Source organism: Vicinamibacterales bacterium, from assembly GCA_041659285.1.
In the GTDB taxonomy this organism is placed as follows: Bacteria; Acidobacteriota; Vicinamibacteria; order Vicinamibacterales; family UBA2999; genus 12-FULL-67-14b.
This window is the reverse complement of record JBAZYO010000005.1, coordinates 1-22186: the sequence shown is the minus strand read 5'-3', so window position 1 is coordinate 22186 and position 22186 is coordinate 1. Positions and strand designations below refer to the sequence as shown.

The window sequence follows — 22186 nt, the reverse complement described above, 5'->3', positions numbered from 1 at the left end:
ATGCCATTGTACGAATACGAATGCAACGCCTGCGCGCACCGCTTTGAAGTGATCCAGAAGTACTCGGACGCGCCGATCGACATCTGCCCGAAGTGCGGCGCGGCGGTGACCAAGCTGTTCTCGTCGCCGGCGATCCAGTTCAAGGGGTCGGGGTTCTACCTGACCGACTACGGTCGCGGCGGCAAGAGCGACATCGGCACGGAGACAGCGAAGGCCGCCAAGGAATCGTCGGGTTCGAGCGGAACGACGGCTGAGACCAAAACCTCGGAAACCAAGACCGAGACCAAGGCCGAAACCAAGACCGAGACGAAGCCGGCCGCAAAACCTGCCGATTGATTTGGCGGAACTAAAGTTCCGCCCTTCTGGTGACCTCTTTCAAATACTCCAGGAAGGGGCCGGCGAGCTCGGGCCGCTTCATCGCGAAGTAGACCGTCGCCTTCAGGAAACCCAGCTTGTTCCCGGTGTCGTGGCGGACGCCATCCACTTCATAGGCATAGATCGGCCGCGTCTGCAGGAGCTTGCGCAGGCCGTTGGTCAGCTGAATCTCGCCTGACTTGTCCTTGGCGGTGTCGTGGAGGGCGGCGAAGATGTCGGGCGTGAGGATGTAGCGCCCGATGATGGCGAGGTCCGACGGCGCGTCTTCGCGGGCCGGCTTCTCGACCAGGTCGGTAACGCGGTAGACGCCCTTGCCGAATTCCGGCGCCGGCACGCCGGCGATCACGCCGTAGCTCGACACCTGATCCATCGGCACCCGTTCGACGGCAAGCACCGGTCCGCCCGCGCGCTCGAACACCGCGATCATCTGCGCCAGCGCCGGCGGCGTCGCGTCAATCACGTCATCGGCGAGGATCACGGCGAAGGGCTCGTTGCCGATGATGGTCTCGGTGACGAGCACGGCGTGGCCGAGGCCGAGCGGCTCGCCCTGGCGCACGTACGAGACGTTGATCAGGTTGGTGATCTTGCGGATTTCCTCGGCCAGGTCGCGCTTGCCGCGGCTTTCGAGAAACGACTCGAGCTCCTTCGAGACATCGAAGTGATCCTCGATGGCGTTCTTGCCCCGGCCGGTGACCAGGATGATGTTCGGCACGCCCGACAACACGGCTTCTTCGACGCCGTATTGAATGGTCGGTTTGTCCACCAGGGGCAGCATTTCCTTGGGCTGCGCCTTGGTGGCTGGGAGAAATCGCGTTCCGAGGCCCGCGGCGGGGAACACGACCTTGCGAACAGCAGCGCTCATAGCCATTAGAATAGTTCACTGGCGGCGCTAAAGTGCCGCCCTCCTGGATACCCACACCATGCTTGACCCCATCTACGTGCGCGACAACATCGAAGCGGTGCAGCAAGGCCTCGGCAACCGCGGGCTCGACGCCAAGGCGGAACTGCAGCAATTGGCGACGTTCGAGACGCAGCGCCGCCGCCTGATTCCGGCCATCGAGGGGCTCAAGCGTGAGCAGAACGCGTCGGGCGACCAGGTGGCGCGGGCCAAGCGCCAGGGCGAGGAAGTGCAGCACCTCTACGAGGCGAGCAAGCTGCGCAGCCAGAAGATCAAGATGATGGAAGTGGAGCTCGACGCGGCCGAGCGCCAGCGCACGCTGATTCTCGAGACGCTGCCGAACCTGCCGCACGCCAGCGTGCCGGTGGGGAAGAGCGCCGCCGACAACGTGGTGGTCAGGACGTGGGGTGATCCGAAGCGGTTCGACTTCGAGCCGAAGGCGCACTGGGACCTCGGCCCGCAGCTGGGCATCATCGATTTCGAGCGCGCGACCAAGATCTCCGGATCGCGGTTCGCCATCCTGATGGGCGCCGGCGCGCAGCTCGAGCGCGCGTTGATCAACTTCATGCTGACCCTGCACACCACGGAGCACGGCTACACCGAGGTGCTGCCGCCGTTCCTGGTGTCGTCGGCGACGTTGTACGGCACCGGGCAGTTGCCGAAGTTCGAACCGGACCTCTTCAAGATCGCCGGCGAATGGGACCTCTACCTCATTCCCACCGCCGAAGTGCCGGTCACCAACCTCTATCGCGGCGAGATCATCGACGGCCGGCTGCTGCCGCTGAAGTACACCGCCTACACGCCGTGCTTCCGCAGCGAAGCCGGATCGTACGGCGCCGACGTGCGCGGCCTGATTCGCCAGCACCAGTTCGACAAGGTGGAGCTGGTCAAGTTCGCGTCGCCTGACACCTCGTACGACGAGCTCGAAAGCCTGACGGCGAACGCCGAGCGCGTGCTGCAGCTGCTCGGGCTGCCGTACCGCACGGTGGCGCTGTGCACCGGCGACATGGGCTTCTCGTCGGCGAAGACCTACGACATCGAAGTGTGGCTGCCGAGCCAGAAGACCTACCGCGAGATCTCGTCGTGCTCGAACTGCGAGGGCTTCCAGGCCCGCCGCGCCAACATCAAGTTCCGATTGGGCGGCACCGGCAAGGCGGAGCACGTGCACACGCTGAACGGGTCGGGCCTCGCGGTGGGGCGCACGCTGATTGCCGTGCTCGAGAATTACCAGCAGGCGGATGGCAGCGTGCGGATTCCCGAGGCGCTCAAGCCCTTCATGGGCGGGCGCGAAGTGATCGAGGCAAAGCAGGGGTGAGCGGGGAATAGTCCCCGCTTTTTCCCGCTCAATCCGAAAAAGGGCCGTAAAACGCGGCCTCGTCACTGGCGCGATCGTTGCACTCCGGAGGAGAGTCCTCTCCAAAGGAGTCGCAATATGCCGCGGACCGTCACCCACATCGCGCGTAGCCTGGCATTACTCGTTGCCGTCTTTGTTCTCGCCGGGCTCACGCCCGGGTTACTCGGACAGACCCCCGCCCCTGGTTTTCCCAGCAAGTCGAACGGCGAGTGGGCGAGCTACAACAGCGACATCACGGGCAGCCGCTACATGCCCTTCGACCAGATCAACGCCTCCAACTTCAACCAGCTCGAGGTTGCCTTCCGGTTCAAGACCGACAACCTGGGCCCGCGCCTCGAATACAAGCTGGAAGGCACGCCGCTCATGGTGAAGGGCACCCTTTACATGACCGGCGGCACGCGTCGATCGGTGGTTGCGCTCAACGCGAAGACCGGCGAGCAGAAGTGGGTGTACAGCATGGACGAAGGCCGGCGCGCGGAAATGGCGCCCCGAGTGCTCTCGGGCCGCGGCCTGTCGTACTGGACCGACGGCAAGGGCGACGAACGGATCATCTACGTCACCATCGGGTATCGCCTGGTGCAGTTGAACGCGCGGACCGGCCAGCCGATTCCGGGCTTCGGCAAAGGCGGCGTGGTTGATCTGAAGGAAGGCGTCCTCTACGGCAAGAAGGTCAACGGCAAGTGGCAGCAGGTGCAGATCCCCCTCGTCGAGGGCGAAATCGGCACCAACTCGACGCCCCTCGTGGTCGGCGACATCATCGTCGTGCAGTCGGCGATGGCCGAAGGGTTGCGCTACGAGTTCTCGAACAATTCCAAGGGCCTCGTGCGCGCCTATGACGCGCGGACCGGCAAGCAACTGTGGCGGTTCGACACCATGCCGGGCCCGGGCGAGCCCGGTCATGAGACGTGGGAGAACGGCTCGTGGCACTGGACCGGCAACACCGGTGTGTGGACAGAGATGTCGGCGGATGCGGAAGCGGGCCTGTTGTACTTGCCCGTCGAGTCGCCGACGATCGACGCCTACGGCGGCAACCGTCCCGGCAACAACCTGTATGCCGAGAGCCTGGTGGCCGTGGACGTGAAGACCGGCAAGAAGAAATGGCACTTCCAGATCACGCACCATCCGCTCTGGGACTACGACCTGACCGGCGCGCCGCTGCTGATGAACGTCACCATTGACGGCAAGGCCCGCAAGATCGTGGGACAGCCGAGCAAGCAGGGCTGGCTCTACGCGTTCGACCGCATCACGGGCGAGCCGATCTGGCCGATGCCGGAGAAGGCAGTGGCGCAGTCCGACGTGCCCGGCGAGAAGACCTCGGCGACTCAGCCCTTCCCGTCCAAGCCCCCGGTCTACTCACGCAACTACCTGGCGACCGACGACGTGATCGATTTCACTCCGGAGTTGCGCGCCCAGGCGCTGTTGAACCTGAAGAAGTTCCGGTGGGAGCAGGCACCGTTTGCTCCATACGTGGTTCCGAATGACAAGGTGTTCGGCAGTGTCCAGGTCGGCAACACGATGGGCGGCGTCAACTGGCCGGGTTCCTCGTTCAACCCTGAGACCGGCGTCTTCTACACGCAAGCCAACAATTCATCCATCGGCACGGGGAGCCTCGGGCCCGAGTACCACGAGAAGATCAAGCCCGAGACCAATCCCGATCACATTGCGATTTGGGAAGCGGCGGGCTTTGCCCAGCCCGGCTTCGAGGCGCCCTCGACCAGTGGATATCGCGCGCCGGCCCAGGCCGGCGGCGGTGGCGGTGGCGGCGGCGGCGCCAACCCCATGAGCACGGGTCTTGGCGGGCTGCCGATCGTCAAGCCGCCGTACGGCGTGATCACGGCGCTCGACATGAACAGCGGCACGCTCAAGTGGCAGGTGCCGCATGGCGACACACCCGACGCCGTGCGCAACAGCCCGCTGCTCAAGGGCATGACCATCCCCAAGACCGGCCAGACCGGCATTGTCGGGGTGGTGCTCACCAAGTCGCTGGTCATCGCCGGCGACCCGCAGGTGACGGCCTCGCCGGATCGGCCGCGTGGCGCGATGCTGCACGCGTACGACCAGCAGACGGGCAAAGAAGTCGGCGCGGTGTGGATGCCGGCGCAGCAGAGCGGGAACCCGATGACCTACATGGTCGACGGGCGCCAGTACATCATCGTGGCGATCGGCGGCGGCATCTACTCGAGCGAGTACATCGCGTTCGCACTGCCGCAGAGCGAGCTCAAGAAGACGACGGAGCGGTAGCCATGACAATGGGCCGACGGAGCAGTGCGGGTTTTGTTGCCATCTGGGCGGCCGGGATCTTCTCGGCCGCCCTCGGCGCCCAGCCGCCGCGAACGGTGTGGGACGGCGTCTACACGGTGGAGCAGGCCAAGCGCGGCGCGGTGTTGTTCGACGAGCGCTGCGCGGAGTGCCACGGGCCCTCGGGTGCGGGCGGCGGCATGGCCGGAGCGCTGGCGGGGGCCGCCTTCTCAGCCAACTACGACGGCCAGACGGTGGGTGACCTGTTCGACAGGAACCGCACCACGATGCCTCCAGGCAGGGAAGGACAGCTGCTGGGGCCCGACAACGCCGCCATCATTGCGTTCATGCTGCAGTTCAACGATTTCCCCGCGGGGCAGACCGAGCTGCCGAGCCAGGGCATGGCGCTCAAGGCGATCAAGTACGTCGCGCAAAAACCCGTGGCGGCCGGCCCCCAGCAGGGCGACAGGCCGCCCGGCACGCACCAGGACAACACCGGCGGCCAGGAGTGGATCCGGCGGCTGGAACGGCCCGAGCGAATCCCCGGGCTCAAGATCGACGAGGTCGTCGCGACGCTCAAGCTGAAGCCAGGCGACGTCGTCGCCGACATCGGGTCCGGCACCGGCGCGTATACGCTGCCGTTTGCGAAAGCGGTCGCGCCGACGGGGAAGGCGTTGGCCGTGGACATCTGGCCCGAGCTTCTCGGTTACATCAAGCAGAAGGCGGCGAACGAGAACGTCACCAACCTCCAGACCGTGCTCGCCGCGCTTGATGATCCCAGGCTGCCTCCCAATGTGGTTGACGTCGCTTTCTTCCACGACGTGTTCCACAACACGAACGATCGCCAGGCCTACCTTCGCGTGCTCGCCTCGCAGCTCAAGCCGAGCGGCCGCATCGTGATCGTCGAGCAGGAATTCGACGATCCCATCGCGAAGAAGTGGGACAAACCCGAAGACCGCATTACCCGCGAGCAGGTGAAGGGCTGGATGGCCGCGGTGGGGTTCGCGCTCAATGCGGAGTTCGACATCTTCAAGGGCGCCAGCAACCCACAGGGAACGGGCATGCCAGAGAGGTGGTTCGTCGTCTACGCGCGCTGACTAATGGGGTGATGCCATGGATGAAGCTTCCAGCGTCGAATCGTGCCGGTGGGCCAGTATGACCGTCCTCCTGCCATACCCGTTGTGGCTGGATAGCGAAGACAAGCCATGGGCATGCCTTCGCGATTCTGAGCCGCGTCCCCTCGACGACACGGCCGTCTGCCACGGCTGCCCGCGGTGGGAACCGCGTCCCGTCCCGGTGACCGCGAACTGAAAGGATGCATCGTGTCCTTACCCAGCGAAGGCTTCTTCGAGTTGCGATTCGAGTCGATTGGCGGCCTCGGCGCCCATGGCGCTGGACAGATCCTGGCCACCGCCGCGGTGCTGCGCATGGGGCTCAACGGCGCGCAGTTCTCCTCGTACGGATCTGAAAAGAAAGGGTCAGTCGTTCGATCGTTCGTGCGGCTTGGGGCGGCCGGCCGCCCGGTCCGCACGAGCGCCCCGGTCGAGGCGCCAGACGGCATTATCGTCTTCCACGCCGCGCTGCTGCGCAATCCGGCGACGTTTGGCGGCCTCCGGAAAGACGGCTTCCTGATTTACAACGCGCCGGCGGGCGCGGTGCCCGACGCGCTGACCGCGCTGCCTCGTGAGGCCCTGGCGATTCGTGTGGACGCGCTCGGGATCGCCGTCGAGGAGAAGTCGCGGCCGAACGCGGTGCTGCTCGGCACGCTGTGCGCGGTAGTCCCGTTCCTCGACGCCGCCCACGTGCGCGGCGCGCTCGCGGACGAGTTTGCCGGCAAGCATCCCGAAGCGGTGGCGTCCAACGATCGGGCGTTCCGGCGCGGCGCGACCGAGTTCGAAGTGCACGAGGGTGTCGGCCGTGCGGAGGGCGACCTGCCCATCGCCCGGTTCGAACCCGCCTGGGGCTACGAGACACAGCCGGTGGGCGGGATCATCCCGGAACCGGGCAACACCGCGTGGAACGACCTCTCGCTGTCTCGCACCGGATGGATGCCGGTGCTGCATCACGACCAGTGCATTCACTGCGGCACCTGCGATCTCGTGTGTCCCGATCTGTGCCTCGTGTGGCGAGACGGCGCGCCCGACAGCACCTACGAGCGCCAGTTGACGGGCATCGACTACCGCTACTGCAAGGGCTGCATGCGCTGCGTCGAGTCGTGCCCGGCCACCGCCCTCACGCGGGAGGCCGAGACGCCTGGCCTCGCCGATCGGCTGCGGGTGCCACAGTTCCCGGGTTTCATCAGCTAGGCGGAAGAATCCATGGCGACCCAGACCCTCACGCCACCCATCGACGGCGCCCGCGCACCGGGTGTCATCAAGCAGACGGTCGACTTCAAGAGCGGCAACGAAGCCGCCGCGATGGCCGCCCGCGACATCGGCTTTCACGTGATGGGCTACTTCCCGATCACGCCGTCCACCGAGGTTGCCGAGAACCTCTCGAAGATGCAGGCCGACGGTGAGCACGAGATCGTGATGATCGCCGGCGACGGTGAGCACGGGGCCGCCGGCATCTGCTACGGCGCCGCGCTCGGCGGCGGCCGCGTGCTGAATGCCACGAGCGCCAATGGACTGCTGTTCTCGCTCGAGCAACTGCCGGTGCAGGCGGGCACGCGCGTGCCGATGGTGCTCAACGTCGCCGCCCGGGCGGTGTCGGGCCCGCTCGACATCCGCGGCGATCACTCCGACATCTACTTCGCGCTCAACACCGGCTGGATCATGCTGTGCGCGCGAGATCCGCAGGCCGTTTACGACCTGAACTTCGCGGCCGTGCGGATCGGCGAGCATCCCGACGTGCGGCTGCCGGTGATGGTGTGCTACGACGGCTTCGTCACCAGCCACCAGAAACGCCGCATCGAGGTCTTCGACGACCGCGACGCCGTTCGCGCGTTCCTCGGCACCCGGCCGGACTATCCGACGCCGTTCGACCTCGAGCACCCCAAGACCTTCGGGCCGTACATGAACGACCCGGACCTGATCAACAACAAGGTCCAGCTGTCGCGGGCCATGGACGCCGCGCGCACCGTGATTCCCGCCGTGTTCGCCGAACTGGAAGCGCTGAGCGGCCGCCCGTATCCGGTGCTCGATGCTTATCGCATGGCCGATGCGGATGCGGCCGTCGTGCTGCTGAATTCGGCGGCCGAGACGGCGAAGGAAACCGCCGACGAGCGGCGGGCGCTCGGCGAGCGCGTCGGCGTGCTCTCGCCGAACGTGTTGCGGCCGTTTCCAACCGAGATGTTCCGCCAGGCCCTGGCGTCAGTGAACGCCGTGACGATCGGCGACCGCGCGGACTCGTACGGCGCCGACGGCGGCAACCTGTCGCTCGAGGTGCGGGCGGCGCTGCAGGTCGATCGCCGTAACGACACGCTCGTGGTGTCGCGAATCTACGGCCTCGGCGGCAAGGACTTCGTCGCCGCCGACGCCCGCGCCTTCTTCGCCGACGCCGTCGCCGCGGCGAGCAGCCGGCAGGTTGACACCCCGTTTGCCTATCACGGCGCCACCCCCGGCCAGCCCGGTCGTGGTCCGCGCCCGGGACTGCCGCCAATCCCGCTCGAAGCGACGCGCGGAATGGCGCACGTGCATCGGGACGAGGCCACCGGCAAGCTGCGGGTGGAACTCGAGCCGATCTGGAAGATGACCTCGGTGCCCAGCCGCATCGCGCCGGGCCACGGCGCCTGTCCGGGCTGCGGTTACTTCCCGACCTTCCACCAGATCAGCCGCGTCCTCGAGGGCGACATCGTCGTCCTCTACCAGACCGGCTGCGCCATGGTGGTGACGACGGGATATCCGGCCACGGCGCACCGCGTCAACTACGTCCACAACCTGTTCCAGAACGGCGCCGCCACGCTCTCGGGACTGGTGGAGATGTATCACGAGCGCGTGCGCCGCGGTGAGCTTCCAGAGGGGAAGGACGTCACCTTCGTGATGATCTCGGGCGACGGCGGCATGGACATCGGCATGGGGCCGGCGCTCGGCGCCGCGCACCGCAACCACCGGATGATGATTCTCGAGTACGACAACCAGGGCTACATGAACACTGGCGCGCAGTTGTCGTACTCGACGCCCTTCGGCCACCGCACGTCGACCAGCGAGGTGGGGGGGGCGGCGACGGGCAAGCGATACCACCACAAGGACACCGCTCAGATCTTTGCCGCGTGCCACCTGCCATACGTGTTCACCGCGAGCGAAGGCTACCCGGAAGACCTCATGCGCAAGGTGGCCAAGGCGCAGTGGTACGCGAAGCACGAGGGCCTCGTCTACGGCAAGATCCTCTCCTTCTGCCCGCTCAACTGGAAGACGACGGACGACGCCGCGGAGCCGGTGCTGCAGGCCGCCATCGACACCTGCTTCTTCCCGTTATACGAGGTCGAGCACGGACACACCGCCCTGACCTACGACCCCGACGCCATCGGCCGCCGTCAGCCGGTCTCCGAATGGCTGAAGCTCATGGGCAAGACCCGTCACCTGGTGAAAGCCGAGCAGGCGGGCGTGGTCGCCGGCATCCAGGACGAAACCGATCGCCGGTGGCGTCGGCTCAAGGCGATGCACGAGCACCCGGAGCTGTGAGGAAGGGAATCGCATGACACGCATCATCGACGCCCGCCAACTGACGCCCGTCACCAAGCTGTTCCGGCTCGACGCGCCGCTGATTGCCGCGTCGGCCAGGCCGGGCCAGTTCGTGATGCTGCGCGTCCGCGAGGGCGGCGAGCGAATCCCGATCACCATTGCCGACTACGATCGCGCCGCCGGCACCATTACCATCGTCGTGCAGGAAGCCGGCGCGACCACGCGGCGGGTCTGCGCGCTCGAGCCAGGCGATTCGCTGCTCGACGTGGCCGGCCCGCTCGGCAGCGAGATCGACCTTCCCGCCGGTGGTCACGTTTGCGGCATCGGTGGCGGGTTCGGATCCGCCGCGCTGCTGTGCTTCATGCGCGAGCGGAGTGCCCTCGGCGACCGCACGACAGCCATCCTCGGCGCGCGCAACCGGGACCTGGTCATCCTCGCCGATGAGCTCGCTCGCGTCGCGGACCGCGTCGAAGTCTGCACCGACGATGGCTCGGCCGGCTTCCATGGCTTCGTCACCCAACGGCTGGCGCAGTTGATCGATGGCGGCGGCGCCGGCCGCCCCGACGCGGTCGTGGCGATCGGTCCGATGGCGATGATGCGGGCCGTGGCCGAGACCACGCGCCCTCACGGCATCAGGACGCTCGTGTCGATGGACCCGCTGATGGTCGATGGCACCGGCATGTGCGGCGGGTGCCGCGTGACGGTGGGCGGGCAGGCGCGGTTCGCCTGCGTGGACGGCCCGTGCTTCGACGCCCACGAGGTGGACTTCGATACCGCGATGCGGCGCAACAAGGCCTACGTGCGCGAGGAGGGGATCGCCTCCGAACGCGCCGCCTGCCAATCGGGAAGGAGTGGGGGCCATGCCAGTCAGGCGCACTGACAAGACCGCGATGCCGGTGCAGGACGCGCAGGTGCGCGCCCACAATTTCTTCGAGGTGAACGGCGGCTATTCCGCCGCGCACGCGGCCTTCGAGGCCGAGCGCTGCCTGCGCTGCCAGCATCCCCTCTGCATGGACGGGTGCCCGGTCCACATCCCCATTCGCGACTTCATCCACGCGGTGGCGGCCGGCAACCTGCCCGACGCCGCGCGGATTCTGCGAACGGCCAACCCGATTCCCTCGATTTGCGGACGCGTGTGCCCCCAGGAATCGCAGTGCGAAGCCGAATGCAGCATGGGCGGTCGATTCAACCCGGTGGCCATCGGACACCTGGAACGGTTCGTGGCGGATTGGGAACGGACGCAGGCGCTGTCGATCGAACCCGCGATCACCAGGACGCAGAAGGTCGCGGTCATTGGCGCCGGGCCCTCCGGTCTGGTGTGCGCGGGCGAGCTGGCGCGGCTCGGATACGCGGTGACGATCTACGAGGCGCTGCACGCGCCCGGCGGCGTGCTGCGCTACGGCATCCCGGAGTTCCGGTTGCCGAAGGCGATTCTCGACTGGGAAATCGACATGCTCAAGGCGATGGGCGTCGAGATTGTCTGCAACGTCATCATCGGCAAAACGCTGACGCTCGACGATCTCACGGGAAAGCTGGGCTACGCCGCGGTCTTCATCGGCACCGGCGCCGGGCTGCCGCAGTTCCTGGGCATCCCCGGCGAGAACCTGAACGGCGTCTACTCGGCCAACGAATTCCTCACCCGCATCAACCTGATGCGGGCCTACGACTTTCCCAACACCGACACGCCGGTGCGGGTCGGCAAGCGGGTCGCCGTGATTGGCGCCGGCAACACCGCGATGGATGCCGTGCGCACCGCGCTCCGCATGGGCGCGGACGAGGCGATGATCGTCTACCGCCGCAGCGACGAGGAGATGAGCGCGCGCGTCGAGGAATACCACCACGCCATCGAGGAAGGCGTCACGTTCCACTGGCTCACCAGCCCGCTCGAAGTAATCGACGACGGCAGCGGGTGGGCGGCGGGGCTGAAGTGCCAGCGGATGCAGCTTGGCGAGCCGGACGCGTCGGGCCGCCGCCGGCCGATCCCGATTCCAGACTCGGAGTTCGTGCTTCCCGTGGACAACGTCGTGCTGGCCATCGGCACCACCCCGAATCCGCTCCTGACCCGCACCACCTCCGGCCTGGCCGTCACCGCGAAGGGGTGCCTGCTGGCGGATGACGCAACCGGACTCACCTCGAAGACGATGGTCTTCGCGGGTGGCGACGCCGTCACGGGCGCCGCCACGGTGATCCTCGCGGCCGGCGCCGGCAAGCGGGCCGCCCATGCGATCCACGCCAATCTTCAGCCCTCGGCCTAACCACCCACACGTTAGAATATTGGACGGCGCGGAGGGATGGCCGAGTGGTTGATGGCGGCGGTCTTGAAAACCGCTGTACCTGAAAGGGTATCGGGGGTTCGAATCCCTCTCCCTCCGCCACTCTCTCGACTTAGTCTCGTTCGGGCGGAGGGCGAGGGACTCGGGTTCAATCGCCGGCGCGTTGCGCCGGCGACAGTGCGAATCCCCGAAGTGTGGGTACCACACGTTCGCCTTCGGCTCACTCGGGCGGAGGGAGAGGGCGTTCGGGTTCAATCGCCGGCGCGTTGCGCCGGCGACAGTGCGAATCCCTCGAGTCCGGTTACGCGCTCGGCTTCGCCTTCGCTGGGCGTATTACCGGTGACGCGCTCGGCTTTCGCCTTCGCTGGGCATATTGCCGGTTACGTGCTCGGCTTCGCCAGGCAGAGTGCCACATCTAGACAGATTGACAGGTAGAGACATCAGATGAAGAAACTCACGTTCGCGTCGCTGCTCTTGTGCGTCACCATTGCGTGCGGCGGCTCCACTCCGAAATCCGAGACCACTGAAGGGGCACCCATGGCTGAGACCGGCATCACGCAACTGCAGATCGTTGACACCAAGACCGGCACCGGCGACGAGGCGCGGCCCGGCCGCGTGGTCCGCGTGCACTACACCGGCTGGCTCTACGACACCTCGAAGGCCGACAAGAAGGGCAGCAAGTTCGACAGCTCGAAGGACCGCAACGATCCGTTCGAGTTCCCGCTCGGCGGCGGCCAGGTCATCCCGGGATGGGACCAGGGCTTCGCCGGCATGAAGGTGGGCGGCTCGCGCGTGCTGACGATCCCGCCCGACATGGGCTACGGCGCGCGCGGCGCCGGCGGCGTGATTCCGCCCAACGCGACTCTGCTGTTCGAAGTCGAACTTCTGGAAGTGAAATAGAGATCACACCAACAGGCCACAGAGGCGCAGAGGTGTCTCTGTGCCTCTGCGGCCCGTAAGTGACAAGCAATGCAGTGCCAACATTTCGGCGTTTGCGGGGGCTGCACGCTGCCGGGCGTCGAGTACGCCGAGCAGCTGGTCCAGAAACAGGCGCGGCTGGCGCGCCTGCTGGGCATGCCCGTGCCGCCGCTGCTGCCGTCGCCGCGCGAAGACCGGTTCCGCACCAAGGTGGCGTTCGTGTTCGGTCCGGAAGGGCAGGGCCGCGGCCTGGTGATGGGCCATTACGCCCGCGGCTCGAAGCAGATCATCCGCATCAACGAATGCCCGGTCCACAGCGATCGCGGCAACCGCATCGCGTTCGCGCTGCGCGATAGGCTCATCCGCGCCCGCATCTACGGCGCCGGCGCCCAGCGCAACGGCCTCGTCCGCCACATCATCGTCCGCACCACCGAGGACGATCGCCAGGCGGTAGCCATGCTGGTGGTGACGAAGAACGACAAGGCGCTGCGCACGCCCATCCGCGGGCTGCTCGCATCGCCGGATCGCCCGGACGGCTTCTTCGTCAACATCCACGACAAGCCGGGCCCCTACATGGTCGGGCCGGAGACGATCCGCATCGACGGGCACAGCCACGTCAAGCAGGACGGGATCCTGGAGACCTCGTTCCTGGTGTCGCCAACGGCGTTCTTTCAAACCAACATCGGCGTGGCCCGCGAGATCGTCAAGCTGGTGATCGAAGGGGTCGGTTCGTCGCCACACATCCTCGACCTTTATAGCGGCAGCGGCTTGTTTGCCTTGCCGCTGGCGAAGGCCGGCGCCCGCGTCACCGCGGTGGAAGAGAACCGGCAGGCCACCAAGGACGCGGAAGCCAACATTCGCCTCAACCGCATTCCCGACGGCCGGGTCCGGTTGATGACCTCGTCGGTGGAAGACGCGCTGCCGCGCGTCGGCCGCGACCCGTGGGACGCCGTCATCCTCGATCCGCCGCGCCAGGGGTGCCCGCCGGAGGTGCTGGCCGCCGTGTTCGAAGGGATCGTGCCGGCTCGCGCGGTCTACGTGTCCTGCAACCCGGAGGCGCTGGCGGCGGAATTGCCGGTTATCCTCAAGGCCGGTTACCGCGTGACGCGCATCCAGGCCGTTGACATGTTCCCCCACACCGACCACATTGAAACCGTGGTGGCCCTCGCGCGCGGATGAATCAGCTCACCAAGGGCGTGGTGATCGCCTCGACGCTGGCCGCGGCGTTCGTCCAGTTGTACCTGTCGACACGGCTCATCTATCCGCAACTCATCGTCGCCACCGCCGCCGTGTTTGTCGTCGTCGCCATCGTGGGCGCCTGGCGGCCCGGTCCCGCCACCGCCGTCCTGCTCGCGGCGTCGTACCTGGCTCCGGCGGCGTACGTGGTGTGGCCCGGGTTCGAGAACTACGGTTTCGAGATCCTGTGGTCGTTGCCGCTGCTCGGGCTGGCAGTGTCGGGCCGCGATGCGTGGCGCTGGCACCTGCCGGCGCGGTGGCGGTGGCCCCTCGTGTCGTGGGCGCTGGTGGTGGCCGCCTCGTGGCCTTTCGTGTTCCTGCGCGAGGTGGACTTCTACCCGGGCATCCTGCCGTTGTCAGGCGTGGCCAACACCAGCATCGGCATCACGCCGTGGGATGCCGTGACGGCGGTGACCTACTGGACGCTGGTCCATAACATCGGGCTACTGTGGTTCGATCGGCTGTTCGCGTGGTACGCGAACGGCCCCGCAGTCCGGCTGGACGCGTTTCGCTCGGCGGTGCTGCTCCCGGCCGGCCTTGCCATCGCGGTGGCGTGCCTGGTCGGAGGCTACCAGGGCTTCGTGGACCTGCGGTTCCTCAATCCCCACTTGTGGCCCCACATGGGCCGTGCCTCAGGCACGCTGGGCGACGCCAACACCTTCGGCATGATCGCCGCGTTCTGGGGCCCGGCGGCGGTCGTGCTCGCGCGCCGTTGGCCGGCACCATGGTCGATTGTCGCCGGCGTGGGCGGCGTCGCGCTGGCGATGATGGGCGTGCTGACCTCCGGATCGCGCACCGCGCTGATCGCCATCAGCATCGGCTTTGCGGCGATTGTCCTTGGAAGCGTGATGACCTGGCGCCGCGCCGATTCGGTGTCGCGGCCCTCCATCAAGCGGCTGGCGCCGGTGGTGGCAGGCGTGCTCGTGCTCGCCGCGGTGGTGCTGCTGGTGGCGCGCGGATCATCCATCACGAGCGTGGTCGGGCGCGGGAGCCTCCGCTACATCGGACTTGGCGAGATCTCACTGAGCCAGTCGGCGCGCGAACTGCTGTGGGACCGATTTGGCTACGGGCCCGCCGCCATCCTGATGCTGGAGGAACACCCGGTTGCCGGTGTTGGCGTCGGCAGTTTCCATACGCTCGTGCACGATTTCGCCAAGGCCGCGAGCGGCAAGGACATCGTCCCGGACAACGCGCAGAGCTGGTATCGCCACCACCTGGCTGAACTCGGGTTGCTCGGCAGCCTGCCGTGGCTCGCGTGGTGCGTGGTGTTCGCGTTCACGCTGTTCTCGCCAGCCACCGGCACCGGCGATCGATTCTCGGTCGGTGTGCTCCGCGGCGCGCTGGTCGCCTTCGGCGCCATTTCGTTGCTGGGCATGCCGGGCCAGTCCCTGCCGGTGGTGCTGACGTTCTGGACGTTCGCATTCTGGTTCGCCTGCATCAAGGGCGTGCCGTCATCGCCGTCAACGCCGTGGTCCACCGTTGGCTGGAGTGCCGCGCTGGTGGTCGTGATCCTCCACGCCGCCGTCACCTTTGCCGACGCGCGCGGCGACCTGCGGCCGCGAAATCGCTCGATGCGCTTCGGATGGGAGTATCAGTACGGCCTGGGCAACGTCGAGTTCGGTGCCGACGGCAAGCCGGAACGCCGGACCTCGCGGGACTACCGGTCGCTGGCGGTGAATCCGGTCCAGGGGAAGGTGTTGAAGTTCGTCGCGTGGATCGATCATCCCGACGGCGACGAGCACCCGGTGCACGTTCGGGTGTGGGCCGATTCACGGCTGGTACAAGAAACCGACTTGAAGCGCAGCGCGGCGATCTTCCTGGACATCCCGGCCACGCCTGGCCGCACGCACATGGTGATCGAGACCGAGATCAGCCGCTTGTGGCGGCCGAAGGATCTTGGCCGGAACGATCCGCGCACGCTTGGGCTGTCGATCCGCGATTGGGTGTGGGAATAACGTGGAGGGCGGCGTGGACCGGGGCGTGACCCAGGTTCCGGCGACCGTGGCCACCTGGATCGTGATCGTCGCGGCGACAGGTGTCGCCGCGTTGGGACTCTGGAAAGGGACTTATTCGGCCGGCGACGGCGATGCATTCGGGTACGTCAGCCAGGCCAACCTGATTGCCCATGGATCCCTCCACGTCGAGCAGCAATTCGTGCGCAGCCTGCCATGGCCGTTCGCGGACTGGTCGTTTGCGCCGGCCGGCTACCGCCCCGGCACCGCCCGAGGAACCCTCGTGCCGGTCTACCCCGTGGGTCTGCCGCTGACGATGGCCGGGTTTCAGCGAGTGGCCGGCCCGTTGGCGGTTTTCTACGTGGTGCCGCTGTTCGGGGCGCTCTGCGTGTGGATGACCTTCAAACTGGGGACGGCCGTTCACGGGCGGCTGACTGGCATGCTCGCGGCCGTGATGCTCGCCACCAGCCCGAGCTTCCTGTTTCAACTCGTGCAGCCGATGAGCGACGTGCCCGCCGCCGCCTGGTGGACGCTGACGCTGGTGCTCGTGTTGCGTCACAGCGGGCCCGCGGCGCTCGGCGCCGGCATGGCGGCCTCGGCCGCCATCCTGACGCGGCCGAACCTCGTTCCGCTCGCCGCGGTTGTTGGCGCCTACCTTGTGGTCTGCCTCGCGCGCCGAGACGGAGACCGCCGCCGAGCCGCCATCCAGTTGGCGTGTTTCGCGGCCGCCACCGTGCCGGGTTGCGTGGTGGTGGCGTTCCTGAACAGCAGGTTGTACGGCTCGCCGCTCGCCTCCGGCTACGAACCGTTCAGCGCGCTGTACTCGCTGGCCCACCTCGGACCAAATCTCGATCGGTTCCCGCGATGGCTGGTTCAGACCCAGTCGCCGTTCATCCTGCTGGCGCTGGCCGCGCCCTGGCTCGCCCGTCGCGGGCGTTCGCACGCCACGCAACCTCCGGTTGCCACCGCCCATGCCGGGCTGCTGCTCGCGTTCATCGCCGTGGTCTTCCTGTCGTACCTGTTCTACACGCCGTTCGGCCGTGAGGACTGGACTTACCTGCGATTCCTCCTGCCCGCATATCCAGCCTTGCTGGTCCTGGCCGTCGCGGTCGCGGTCGAGGCGGTGCGGCGCATGACGGCAGACGAGCGGGCCGCGGCCAGGGTCGCGGCGATCCTGTGCCTGGCGCTGTCAGCCTGGCTGATGCGCGAAGCGATCAGCGGCGGCGCCCTTCGCCTTCAACTGGTCGAGAGCCGCTATCGCGACGTGGGTCGATACGTGGCCGCGATCCTTCCGGCCAACAGTGTCCTGATCGGCCACCTCCACGCCGGCAGCATCCGGCACTATTCGGGACGTCTCACGATGAACTACCGGTGGCTCGAGCGCCGATGGCTTGATGCGGTCGTCAAGGAGCTGCGTGAGAGGGGCTACCATCCGCTAATCGCCCTCGAAGAAGGTGAGATCCCGTCGTTCCGAGAGCGATTCGCGGCGCAGAATGACCTCGGCCGCCTCGACTGGCCGCCGATGGCGGAACGTACCGAGCCGATTCAGGTGAAGATCTTCGACCCGGCGGATCGCATGCGGTTCCTGCGTGGCGAGACCATCCAGACACGGACCATCGAGCGAATGACCCTGAGCCGGCAGTAGGGCCCCTCGTAGTTGCTTACGGACGCTTGGCGACCGCGGCGTAGTCCTGGAAGGTAAACATGTGGCTGTTCAGCCGATCCATGTTCCGGTTGAAGGCCGTCACCAGCTCATCGACGCGGTCCGCCTTCACGCCCTCCGCAAACCGCTCGACGCCCGGCGTCACCTTCTGCAGCCGCGCCTCTTCCGCGATCGGCGCCCGATAGACGATGTTCGCGGAGCTGAAGCCGCTGGCGTGCAGCAGATACTGCAGCGTTTCGGGATGGATCGGGCGCACGTGCGTGAGGTCGCGGATGTAGCTCTCGAAGAACGCCACCCAGCACGCCGGATTGATGGTCTCGAGCACCATGATCCCGCCCGGCCGCATCTTGTAGAACGCCGTCTGCAGGAACTTCTGCAGGTACGCCGGCTCGAGATGCTCCACCACCTGGATGGCGAGCAGGCCGCCGAGTGATTCGTCAGGCAGTCCGGTCAGGTAACGGAGCGCGTCGCCGGCCGTGGCGTCGAGCCCACGCGCCCTGCAGACTTCCACCATCTCGGGGTTGAGGTCGAGGCCCCGCGCCGACACGCCGGCCTGCTTCATCAGATCGAGAAACTCGCCCCGGCCGCATCCGACATCGAGCACGTCGGACGCCCCGGCGAAGTACGGCACGTAGTCGGCAAGGCGTGAGCGGATCTCGTCCTCGGAGCCGCGGAAGCGATCTTCGAAGCCGACGTATTTGAAGGCGTCAACGGACGGTTCAGAGAGGTTCTGAACGGTTCTGACGGGTTCAGAGAGGTTCGACGGAGCCGGTGCGCTGCTGCCCAGCCGCTCGATCTCGCGCCGCGCCATGGCCGCCGCGCGTTGCGCCACCTCGGCGACATTCCGCAGTTCGTCCACCGCGTCGGCGATCGCGCGATTGCGCGTGTCCACGAACGGCGTGATGGTCTGCAGGAAGTGGACCGTGAGGTGCTCGAACAGGCACAGCCCGTTGAAGCCCTCGCGCAGGCCGGGGACGATCTGCGCGATCGCGTCGTTGGCCTGGCGGTGCGCCTCGATGTTGCGGTTCAGGTGATTGACGACGTTCGAGTTGAACTCGCGTTGTTGCCTGAGGATCGGCTCGAGGATCGGCCACACGGCGTCGAAGATCGGGCCTTTCAGCCCGTCAGGCCGCTTGACCGAGCCGTCGGGCAGGATGTCCCACTGCGTGTTGACGACGTGCAGCTTCTCTTCGTCGTAGCGCGGCGGCGCCTCGGGCCATTCCGGCGACTTCTGCCGGGCGCGGTCCACGAGATCGAAGGCCTCGTTGTATTGACGATGGGCTTCCGCGCGCTCGGTTTCGGCGCGGCTTTTCAACGGGGATTCCGGCTCGTCCGCCACAGGTGAATAGTAGCGTTATTTCTTGCCGACGGTCCGCTCCAGATACGCGCGGATGGTGTCGTAGGTGTGCGGCTGCAGCCACGCCTCCACGACGCGGGCGTTGAGGCCGGCGTGGCGGGCGGTGCCTTCGAGAATCGGCGTGGTGAACGCCTCCTTGGTGAGCGCGAACGCGCCCGCCGGGATCGCCGCCAGCCGCGTGGCCACGGCGATCGCGCGGTCGAGCAACGCGTCGGCACCGCACTTCTCGTCGATCAATCCCAACGCCAGTGCCTCGTCCACCTGGACGGTCCGGCCGCTGAACACCAGATCCCGTAGCGCGCCATCGGGCACCCGGGCCGCCATGATCTGCAGCGGCAGCGCCGGGAAGGGCACGCCGACCGCCAACTCGGGAATGCCGATGCGGCCGGCGCCATCCGCCATGATGCGGCGATCGCAGGTCGCCGCCAGGATGCATCCGCCGGCAATGGCGTGCCCGTTCACCGCCGCGACCAGCGGCTTGGGGAACGTCAGCGCGTCGCGCAACATGGTGTCGAGCCGGGGAAGAAAGCGCTGGCCGTACGCGGGACCGTCCTTGACCAGGCGGAACAGGTCAACGCCGGCGGAAAACGACGAGCCGGTCCCGGTGATCACCATCGCCCGCACCGACGGGTCGGCGGCGGCCTGGAGCTCGGCGATGAACGCCTCACCCAGCTCGATGTCCATGGCGCTGACCTTGCCATGCGCCAGGCGCAGGATGCGAATGCCGCCGAGATCCTCCCGTTCGATCATGGCCGCAGATTATCCTAAGAGCATCAGGGCCGCAGATGACACAGATTGCACAGACTTCAGGACAGCCAATTCCCGCCCGGCCCGCCTCCACGGTGATCGTGCTCCGCGACGGCGAGCCGTTCGAGCTACTGCTGGTCCGCCGCAACGACCAGGTCGCCTTCATGGCCGGCTCCTACGTGTTTCCGGGCGGGCGCGTTGATGACGCGGACCGCCCCGCCCCCGGGGCGCCGCTCGTGCCGGCCACGTTCGCGGACCTCAGCGACGAGGAGGAAGCCACCTACCGGCAGGCCGCCGTCCGCGAGTTGATGGAGGAGGCCAACGTCAGCGTGAGCCCCGCCGACCTCGCGCCCCTGGCACACTGGGTCACGCCGGAGATCGAGATTCGCCGCTACGACACGCGCTTTTTCCTGGCGCGCATGCCGGAGGGCCAGTTCCCGCGCCATGACAACAGCGAGATGACGGCGCTCGAGTGGATGTCGCCGCGCCACGCGATTGCGAAGTTCGAGCGGCGCGAGCTGCTGCTGCCGCCGCCGACGTGGACCACGATTCGCCAGTTGGAGAAGCTGGCGTCGATCGACGAGGTCTTCGCGTGGGCGCGGGCGCGGAAGATCGCGCGCGTGATGCCGGGCGTCGTCAAAGACGAGACGGTGACCATGCTGACGCTGCCGGGCGATCCGCTGTTCCCGACTATTCCCGATTGGGACGTGCCGGAAGAGACCCGGTTCGTGCTCGAAGAAGGCGCCCGCTGGCAGCCGCTCAAACCCTGACCGGGACCATCGATCGGGTGATCGCGCTCAGTCCGGATTGATGAAGCGGTAGAGGACGCGGATGATGCGGTAGGCGTCGGGCATCGACTCGCGCGTGAACTCCACCGTGTCGGGCGCCACGAGCTGGATCTCGCGGAACGCGGTGGCGACTTCCGGAATGGTGAAGTTGCGGAGCTGCATGCGCACCTTGTAGGTGGCCAGCCGTTCGCGCGCCACCTTGCGGGAACCCGACACGCCGTCTTTTGCCGCGGCCTGGATCTCGCGCCGCGCTTCCGCCGGCGACTTGCCCTCGACCGCGCGCATGTTGATCGCCCGCTTGACCACCACGCCGCGGATGCCGGGCGTCCACTCCTTCTGCTGCTCCACCGCCACGTCGTCGCCGGTAATCATCACCACGGGCACGCCGTACCACTGCGCCATCAGCGTGTTCAGCCCGCCTTCGCCGGCTGACTTGCCGTTCACCTGCACGTCTTTCACGACGCCGGAGCCGGTGTGCGCGAAGAGGCCGCGCGGCGAGTCGGCCTTGGCGTGGTAGCCAACAAAGATGACGGCGTCGAACGTTTCGTCGAGACCTTCCACCATGCCGTGGCGCTTGAAGCTGTGGCTGATCAGGCGGGCGCGAGGATCGAGGTCTTCGGGCAGCAGGTTGCGCTGGCTGCCATGCGAGTCGTTGACCACCACTTCGGTGGCGCCGCCCTCGAACGCGCCGCGGATGGCGGCGTTGGCGTCTTCAGACATCAGCTTGCGCGAGCGGTTGTACTCCGCGCCGCCGGCGCTGGTCTGGTCGTCGCCGACGACACCGCTGATGCCTTCCATGTCCACGGAGATGTAGACCTTCTTGCCCTGCGCGGAGGCGTCAAGAACAACCACGAAGGACACGAAGAGAACCACGGTGGACACGAATACGCTTTTCAAAGACCTCAAGGCCATTTCGGCTCCCCCCAAAGTTAGCTTCGCGTGCTTCGTGATTCTTCTTCGTGCTCTTCGTGGTTACAAACTGTCCGGCAGCTCCAGCGCGGCGCGGACGAAGTCCTGCTCCGGCAGGCCGCCGAGAATCTCGATGGTCTCGTTGACGATCGTCTTGGGGACGCCGGTGACGCGATACTTCCGGCTCAGGTCCATGAACTCGGTCGCTTCAACCGCGTCCGCCGTGATCATCTGGTTGGCTGCTGCCATCTTCAGTGCGAGGACGACCGCCCTCGGACAGTGCGGTCAAGTGGGTGTGGAAAACACCTGGATGTGCGTGGGCGTGTTGACCGCCTGGATCCACGCCATGGTCTCGGGCTCGAGGTCGATCTTGCCGGTGCCGGCAATGATGATCGCCTCGACCAGCCCCACGAACTCGTAGCCGGTCGGCGCGCCGTACATGCGCATCCGCGTGTCCACGCCGTCGCCGAGAATGACGATGGCGGGCGCCTTGTCGATTTTGTATTTCGCCTTGTCGTCGAGGTCGAGGACGAAGTTCTTTTCGACCACCGTGATCTTGTCGTTGAGCGACGCGATCTCGTTGAGGATCTGCTTGGCGACCGGGCCGCTTTCCGATCCCCCGAACGCCTGGGTGAACAGCAACAGCTCGACCGGTTGGGTGATGGCGGCGAGGTGTTGCTTGAGGACGACTTCGTCTTGCGGGGAGAGTAGGCCCATAGACAAATACTACCGGGAGTTTCCGGCGGGTCGGGAGGAAACCTCCTGCCGAGAGGGTGTTGCGGGCCGGGATCTAGAACTTGAACAGGTCGTCGAAGGCCTTTTTCGCGCCGGTGGGCTCTTTCGGGTTCTGGCTGAC

At 66.8% G+C, this 22186-nt stretch carries 18 protein-coding genes, 1 tRNA gene and 1 pseudogene; 14 read left to right on the top strand and 6 right to left on the bottom strand.

The window, feature by feature from the left end; genetic code table 11:
• A complete protein-coding gene (locus WC815_09195) occupies positions 1 to 336 on the top strand; it encodes an FmdB family zinc ribbon protein (GenBank protein MFA5908936.1) in 336 nt (111 codons plus the stop codon).
• A gap of 10 nt (positions 337 to 346) precedes the next feature.
• Here the strand turns inward: WC815_09195 and galU are convergent, their stop codons facing one another.
• On the bottom strand, positions 347 to 1237 hold the full coding sequence (gene galU, locus WC815_09190; protein MFA5908935.1) for a UTP--glucose-1-phosphate uridylyltransferase GalU: 891 nt from the start codon (positions 1235 to 1237) through the stop codon (positions 347 to 349).
• A 58-nt stretch (positions 1238 to 1295) separates the two neighbouring features.
• Between galU and serS the strand changes: the two genes are divergently transcribed.
• The 12 genes from serS (at position 1296) to WC815_09130 (ending at position 17511) form a co-directional block, all read left to right on the top strand.
• Positions 1296 to 2588, top strand: a complete 1293-nt coding sequence (gene serS, locus WC815_09185) for a serine--tRNA ligase (protein MFA5908934.1) — start codon at positions 1296 to 1298, stop codon at positions 2586 to 2588.
• Between the two features lie 117 nt (positions 2589 to 2705).
• Positions 2706 to 4868, top strand: coding sequence for a PQQ-binding-like beta-propeller repeat protein (locus tag WC815_09180; GenBank protein MFA5908933.1), 2163 nt, complete (start codon positions 2706 to 2708; stop codon positions 4866 to 4868).
• 8 nt (positions 4869 to 4876) lie between these two features.
• Positions 4877 to 5962, top strand: a complete 1086-nt coding sequence (locus tag WC815_09175; protein MFA5908932.1) for a methyltransferase domain-containing protein — start codon at positions 4877 to 4879, stop codon at positions 5960 to 5962.
• Between the two features lie 225 nt (positions 5963 to 6187).
• Complete coding sequence (locus WC815_09170; GenBank protein MFA5908931.1) at positions 6188 to 7171, top strand: 2-oxoacid:acceptor oxidoreductase family protein; 984 nt, start codon at positions 6188 to 6190, stop codon at positions 7169 to 7171.
• A gap of 12 nt (positions 7172 to 7183) precedes the next feature.
• The gene (locus tag WC815_09165; protein MFA5908930.1) at positions 7184 to 9487 is read left to right on the top strand and encodes a thiamine pyrophosphate-dependent enzyme; all 2304 of its coding nucleotides are present in this window, start codon (positions 7184 to 7186) and stop codon (positions 9485 to 9487) included.
• A gap of 13 nt (positions 9488 to 9500) precedes the next feature.
• Complete coding sequence (locus tag WC815_09160; protein ID MFA5908929.1) at positions 9501 to 10367, top strand: sulfide/dihydroorotate dehydrogenase-like FAD/NAD-binding protein; 867 nt, start codon at positions 9501 to 9503, stop codon at positions 10365 to 10367.
• The gene (gene gltA / locus WC815_09155; GenBank protein ID MFA5908928.1) at positions 10348 to 11742 is read left to right on the top strand and encodes an NADPH-dependent glutamate synthase; all 1395 of its coding nucleotides are present in this window, start codon (positions 10348 to 10350) and stop codon (positions 11740 to 11742) included. The genes WC815_09160 and gltA overlap by 20 nt, the downstream gene beginning before the upstream one ends.
• Positions 11743 to 11772: 30 nt before the next feature.
• Positions 11773 to 11862, top strand: a tRNA-Ser gene (locus WC815_09150).
• A gap of 342 nt (positions 11863 to 12204) precedes the next feature.
• Complete coding sequence (locus WC815_09145) at positions 12205 to 12660, top strand: FKBP-type peptidyl-prolyl cis-trans isomerase (GenBank protein ID MFA5908927.1); 456 nt, start codon at positions 12205 to 12207, stop codon at positions 12658 to 12660.
• A 69-nt stretch (positions 12661 to 12729) separates the two neighbouring features.
• On the top strand, positions 12730 to 13857 hold the full coding sequence (gene rlmD / locus WC815_09140) for a 23S rRNA (uracil(1939)-C(5))-methyltransferase RlmD (protein ID MFA5908926.1): 1128 nt from the start codon (positions 12730 to 12732) through the stop codon (positions 13855 to 13857).
• Positions 13854 to 15869, top strand: coding sequence for an O-antigen ligase family protein (locus WC815_09135; GenBank protein MFA5908925.1), 2016 nt, complete (start codon positions 13854 to 13856; stop codon positions 15867 to 15869). Before rlmD ends, WC815_09135 begins: the two co-directional genes overlap by 4 nt.
• A gap of 25 nt (positions 15870 to 15894) precedes the next feature.
• Positions 15895 to 17511, top strand: a complete 1617-nt coding sequence (locus WC815_09130; GenBank protein ID MFA5908924.1) for a hypothetical protein — start codon at positions 15895 to 15897, stop codon at positions 17509 to 17511.
• Between the two features lie 16 nt (positions 17512 to 17527).
• Here WC815_09130 and WC815_09125 read toward each other — a convergent pair whose 3' ends face one another.
• Together WC815_09125 and WC815_09120 are read right to left on the bottom strand one after the other, a co-directional pair.
• Positions 17528 to 18844 carry a methyltransferase domain-containing protein gene (locus WC815_09125; protein ID MFA5908923.1) on the bottom strand — a complete coding sequence of 439 codons (1317 nt, stop codon included), beginning with the start codon at positions 18842 to 18844 and terminating at the stop codon, positions 17528 to 17530.
• Between the two features lie 39 nt (positions 18845 to 18883).
• Positions 18884 to 19636 carry an enoyl-CoA hydratase/isomerase family protein gene (locus tag WC815_09120; protein MFA5908922.1) on the bottom strand — a complete coding sequence of 251 codons (753 nt, stop codon included), beginning with the start codon at positions 19634 to 19636 and terminating at the stop codon, positions 18884 to 18886.
• Positions 19637 to 19671: 35 nt separating this feature from the next.
• On the opposite strand from WC815_09120, the gene WC815_09115 reads away from it, so the two are divergent.
• Complete coding sequence (locus tag WC815_09115) at positions 19672 to 20403, top strand: NUDIX hydrolase (GenBank protein ID MFA5908921.1); 732 nt, start codon at positions 19672 to 19674, stop codon at positions 20401 to 20403.
• A 27-nt stretch (positions 20404 to 20430) separates the two neighbouring features.
• Here WC815_09115 and WC815_09110 read toward each other — a convergent pair whose 3' ends face one another.
• The 3 genes and pseudogenes from WC815_09110 to WC815_09100 form a co-directional block, all read right to left on the bottom strand.
• Positions 20431 to 21303 (bottom strand): M55 family metallopeptidase, encoded by an 873-nt coding sequence (locus tag WC815_09110; GenBank protein ID MFA5908920.1) that lies wholly within the window; start codon positions 21301 to 21303, stop codon positions 20431 to 20433.
• Positions 21304 to 21393: 90 nt separating this feature from the next.
• Positions 21394 to 21603 (bottom strand): annotated as a pseudogene (locus WC815_09105) (thioredoxin family protein).
• A gap of 12 nt (positions 21604 to 21615) precedes the next feature.
• Positions 21616 to 22047 carry a hypothetical protein gene (locus tag WC815_09100; GenBank protein ID MFA5908919.1) on the bottom strand — a complete coding sequence of 144 codons (432 nt, stop codon included), beginning with the start codon at positions 22045 to 22047 and terminating at the stop codon, positions 21616 to 21618.
• Positions 22048 to 22186: the final 139 nt, after the last annotated feature.

Bases quoted from the DNA above. Each gene is read 5' to 3' on its own strand.
- WC815_09160 (MFA5908929.1), top strand. From the start codon at position 9,501: ATGACACGCATCATCGACGCCCGCCAACTGACGCCCGTCACCAAGCTG.
- galU (MFA5908935.1), bottom strand. From the start codon at position 1,237: ATGAGCGCTGCTGTTCGCAAGGTCGTGTTCCCCGCCGCGGGCCTCGGA.
- WC815_09135 (MFA5908925.1), top strand. From the start codon at position 13,854: ATGAATCAGCTCACCAAGGGCGTGGTGATCGCCTCGACGCTGGCCGCG.
- WC815_09145 (MFA5908927.1), top strand. From the start codon at position 12,205: ATGAAGAAACTCACGTTCGCGTCGCTGCTCTTGTGCGTCACCATTGCG.
- serS (MFA5908934.1), top strand. From the start codon at position 1,296: ATGCTTGACCCCATCTACGTGCGCGACAACATCGAAGCGGTGCAGCAA.
- WC815_09120 (MFA5908922.1), bottom strand. From the start codon at position 19,636: ATGATCGAACGGGAGGATCTCGGCGGCATTCGCATCCTGCGCCTGGCG.
- WC815_09180 (MFA5908933.1), top strand. From the start codon at position 2,706: ATGCCGCGGACCGTCACCCACATCGCGCGTAGCCTGGCATTACTCGTT.
- WC815_09100 (MFA5908919.1), bottom strand. From the start codon at position 22,047: ATGGGCCTACTCTCCCCGCAAGACGAAGTCGTCCTCAAGCAACACCTC.
- gltA (MFA5908928.1), top strand. From the start codon at position 10,348: ATGCCAGTCAGGCGCACTGACAAGACCGCGATGCCGGTGCAGGACGCG.
- rlmD (MFA5908926.1), top strand. From the start codon at position 12,730: ATGCAGTGCCAACATTTCGGCGTTTGCGGGGGCTGCACGCTGCCGGGC.
- WC815_09195 (MFA5908936.1), top strand. From the start codon at position 1: ATGCCATTGTACGAATACGAATGCAACGCCTGCGCGCACCGCTTTGAA.
- WC815_09165 (MFA5908930.1), top strand. From the start codon at position 7,184: ATGGCGACCCAGACCCTCACGCCACCCATCGACGGCGCCCGCGCACCG.
- WC815_09175 (MFA5908932.1), top strand. From the start codon at position 4,877: ATGGGCCGACGGAGCAGTGCGGGTTTTGTTGCCATCTGGGCGGCCGGG.
- WC815_09115 (MFA5908921.1), top strand. From the start codon at position 19,672: ATGACACAGATTGCACAGACTTCAGGACAGCCAATTCCCGCCCGGCCC.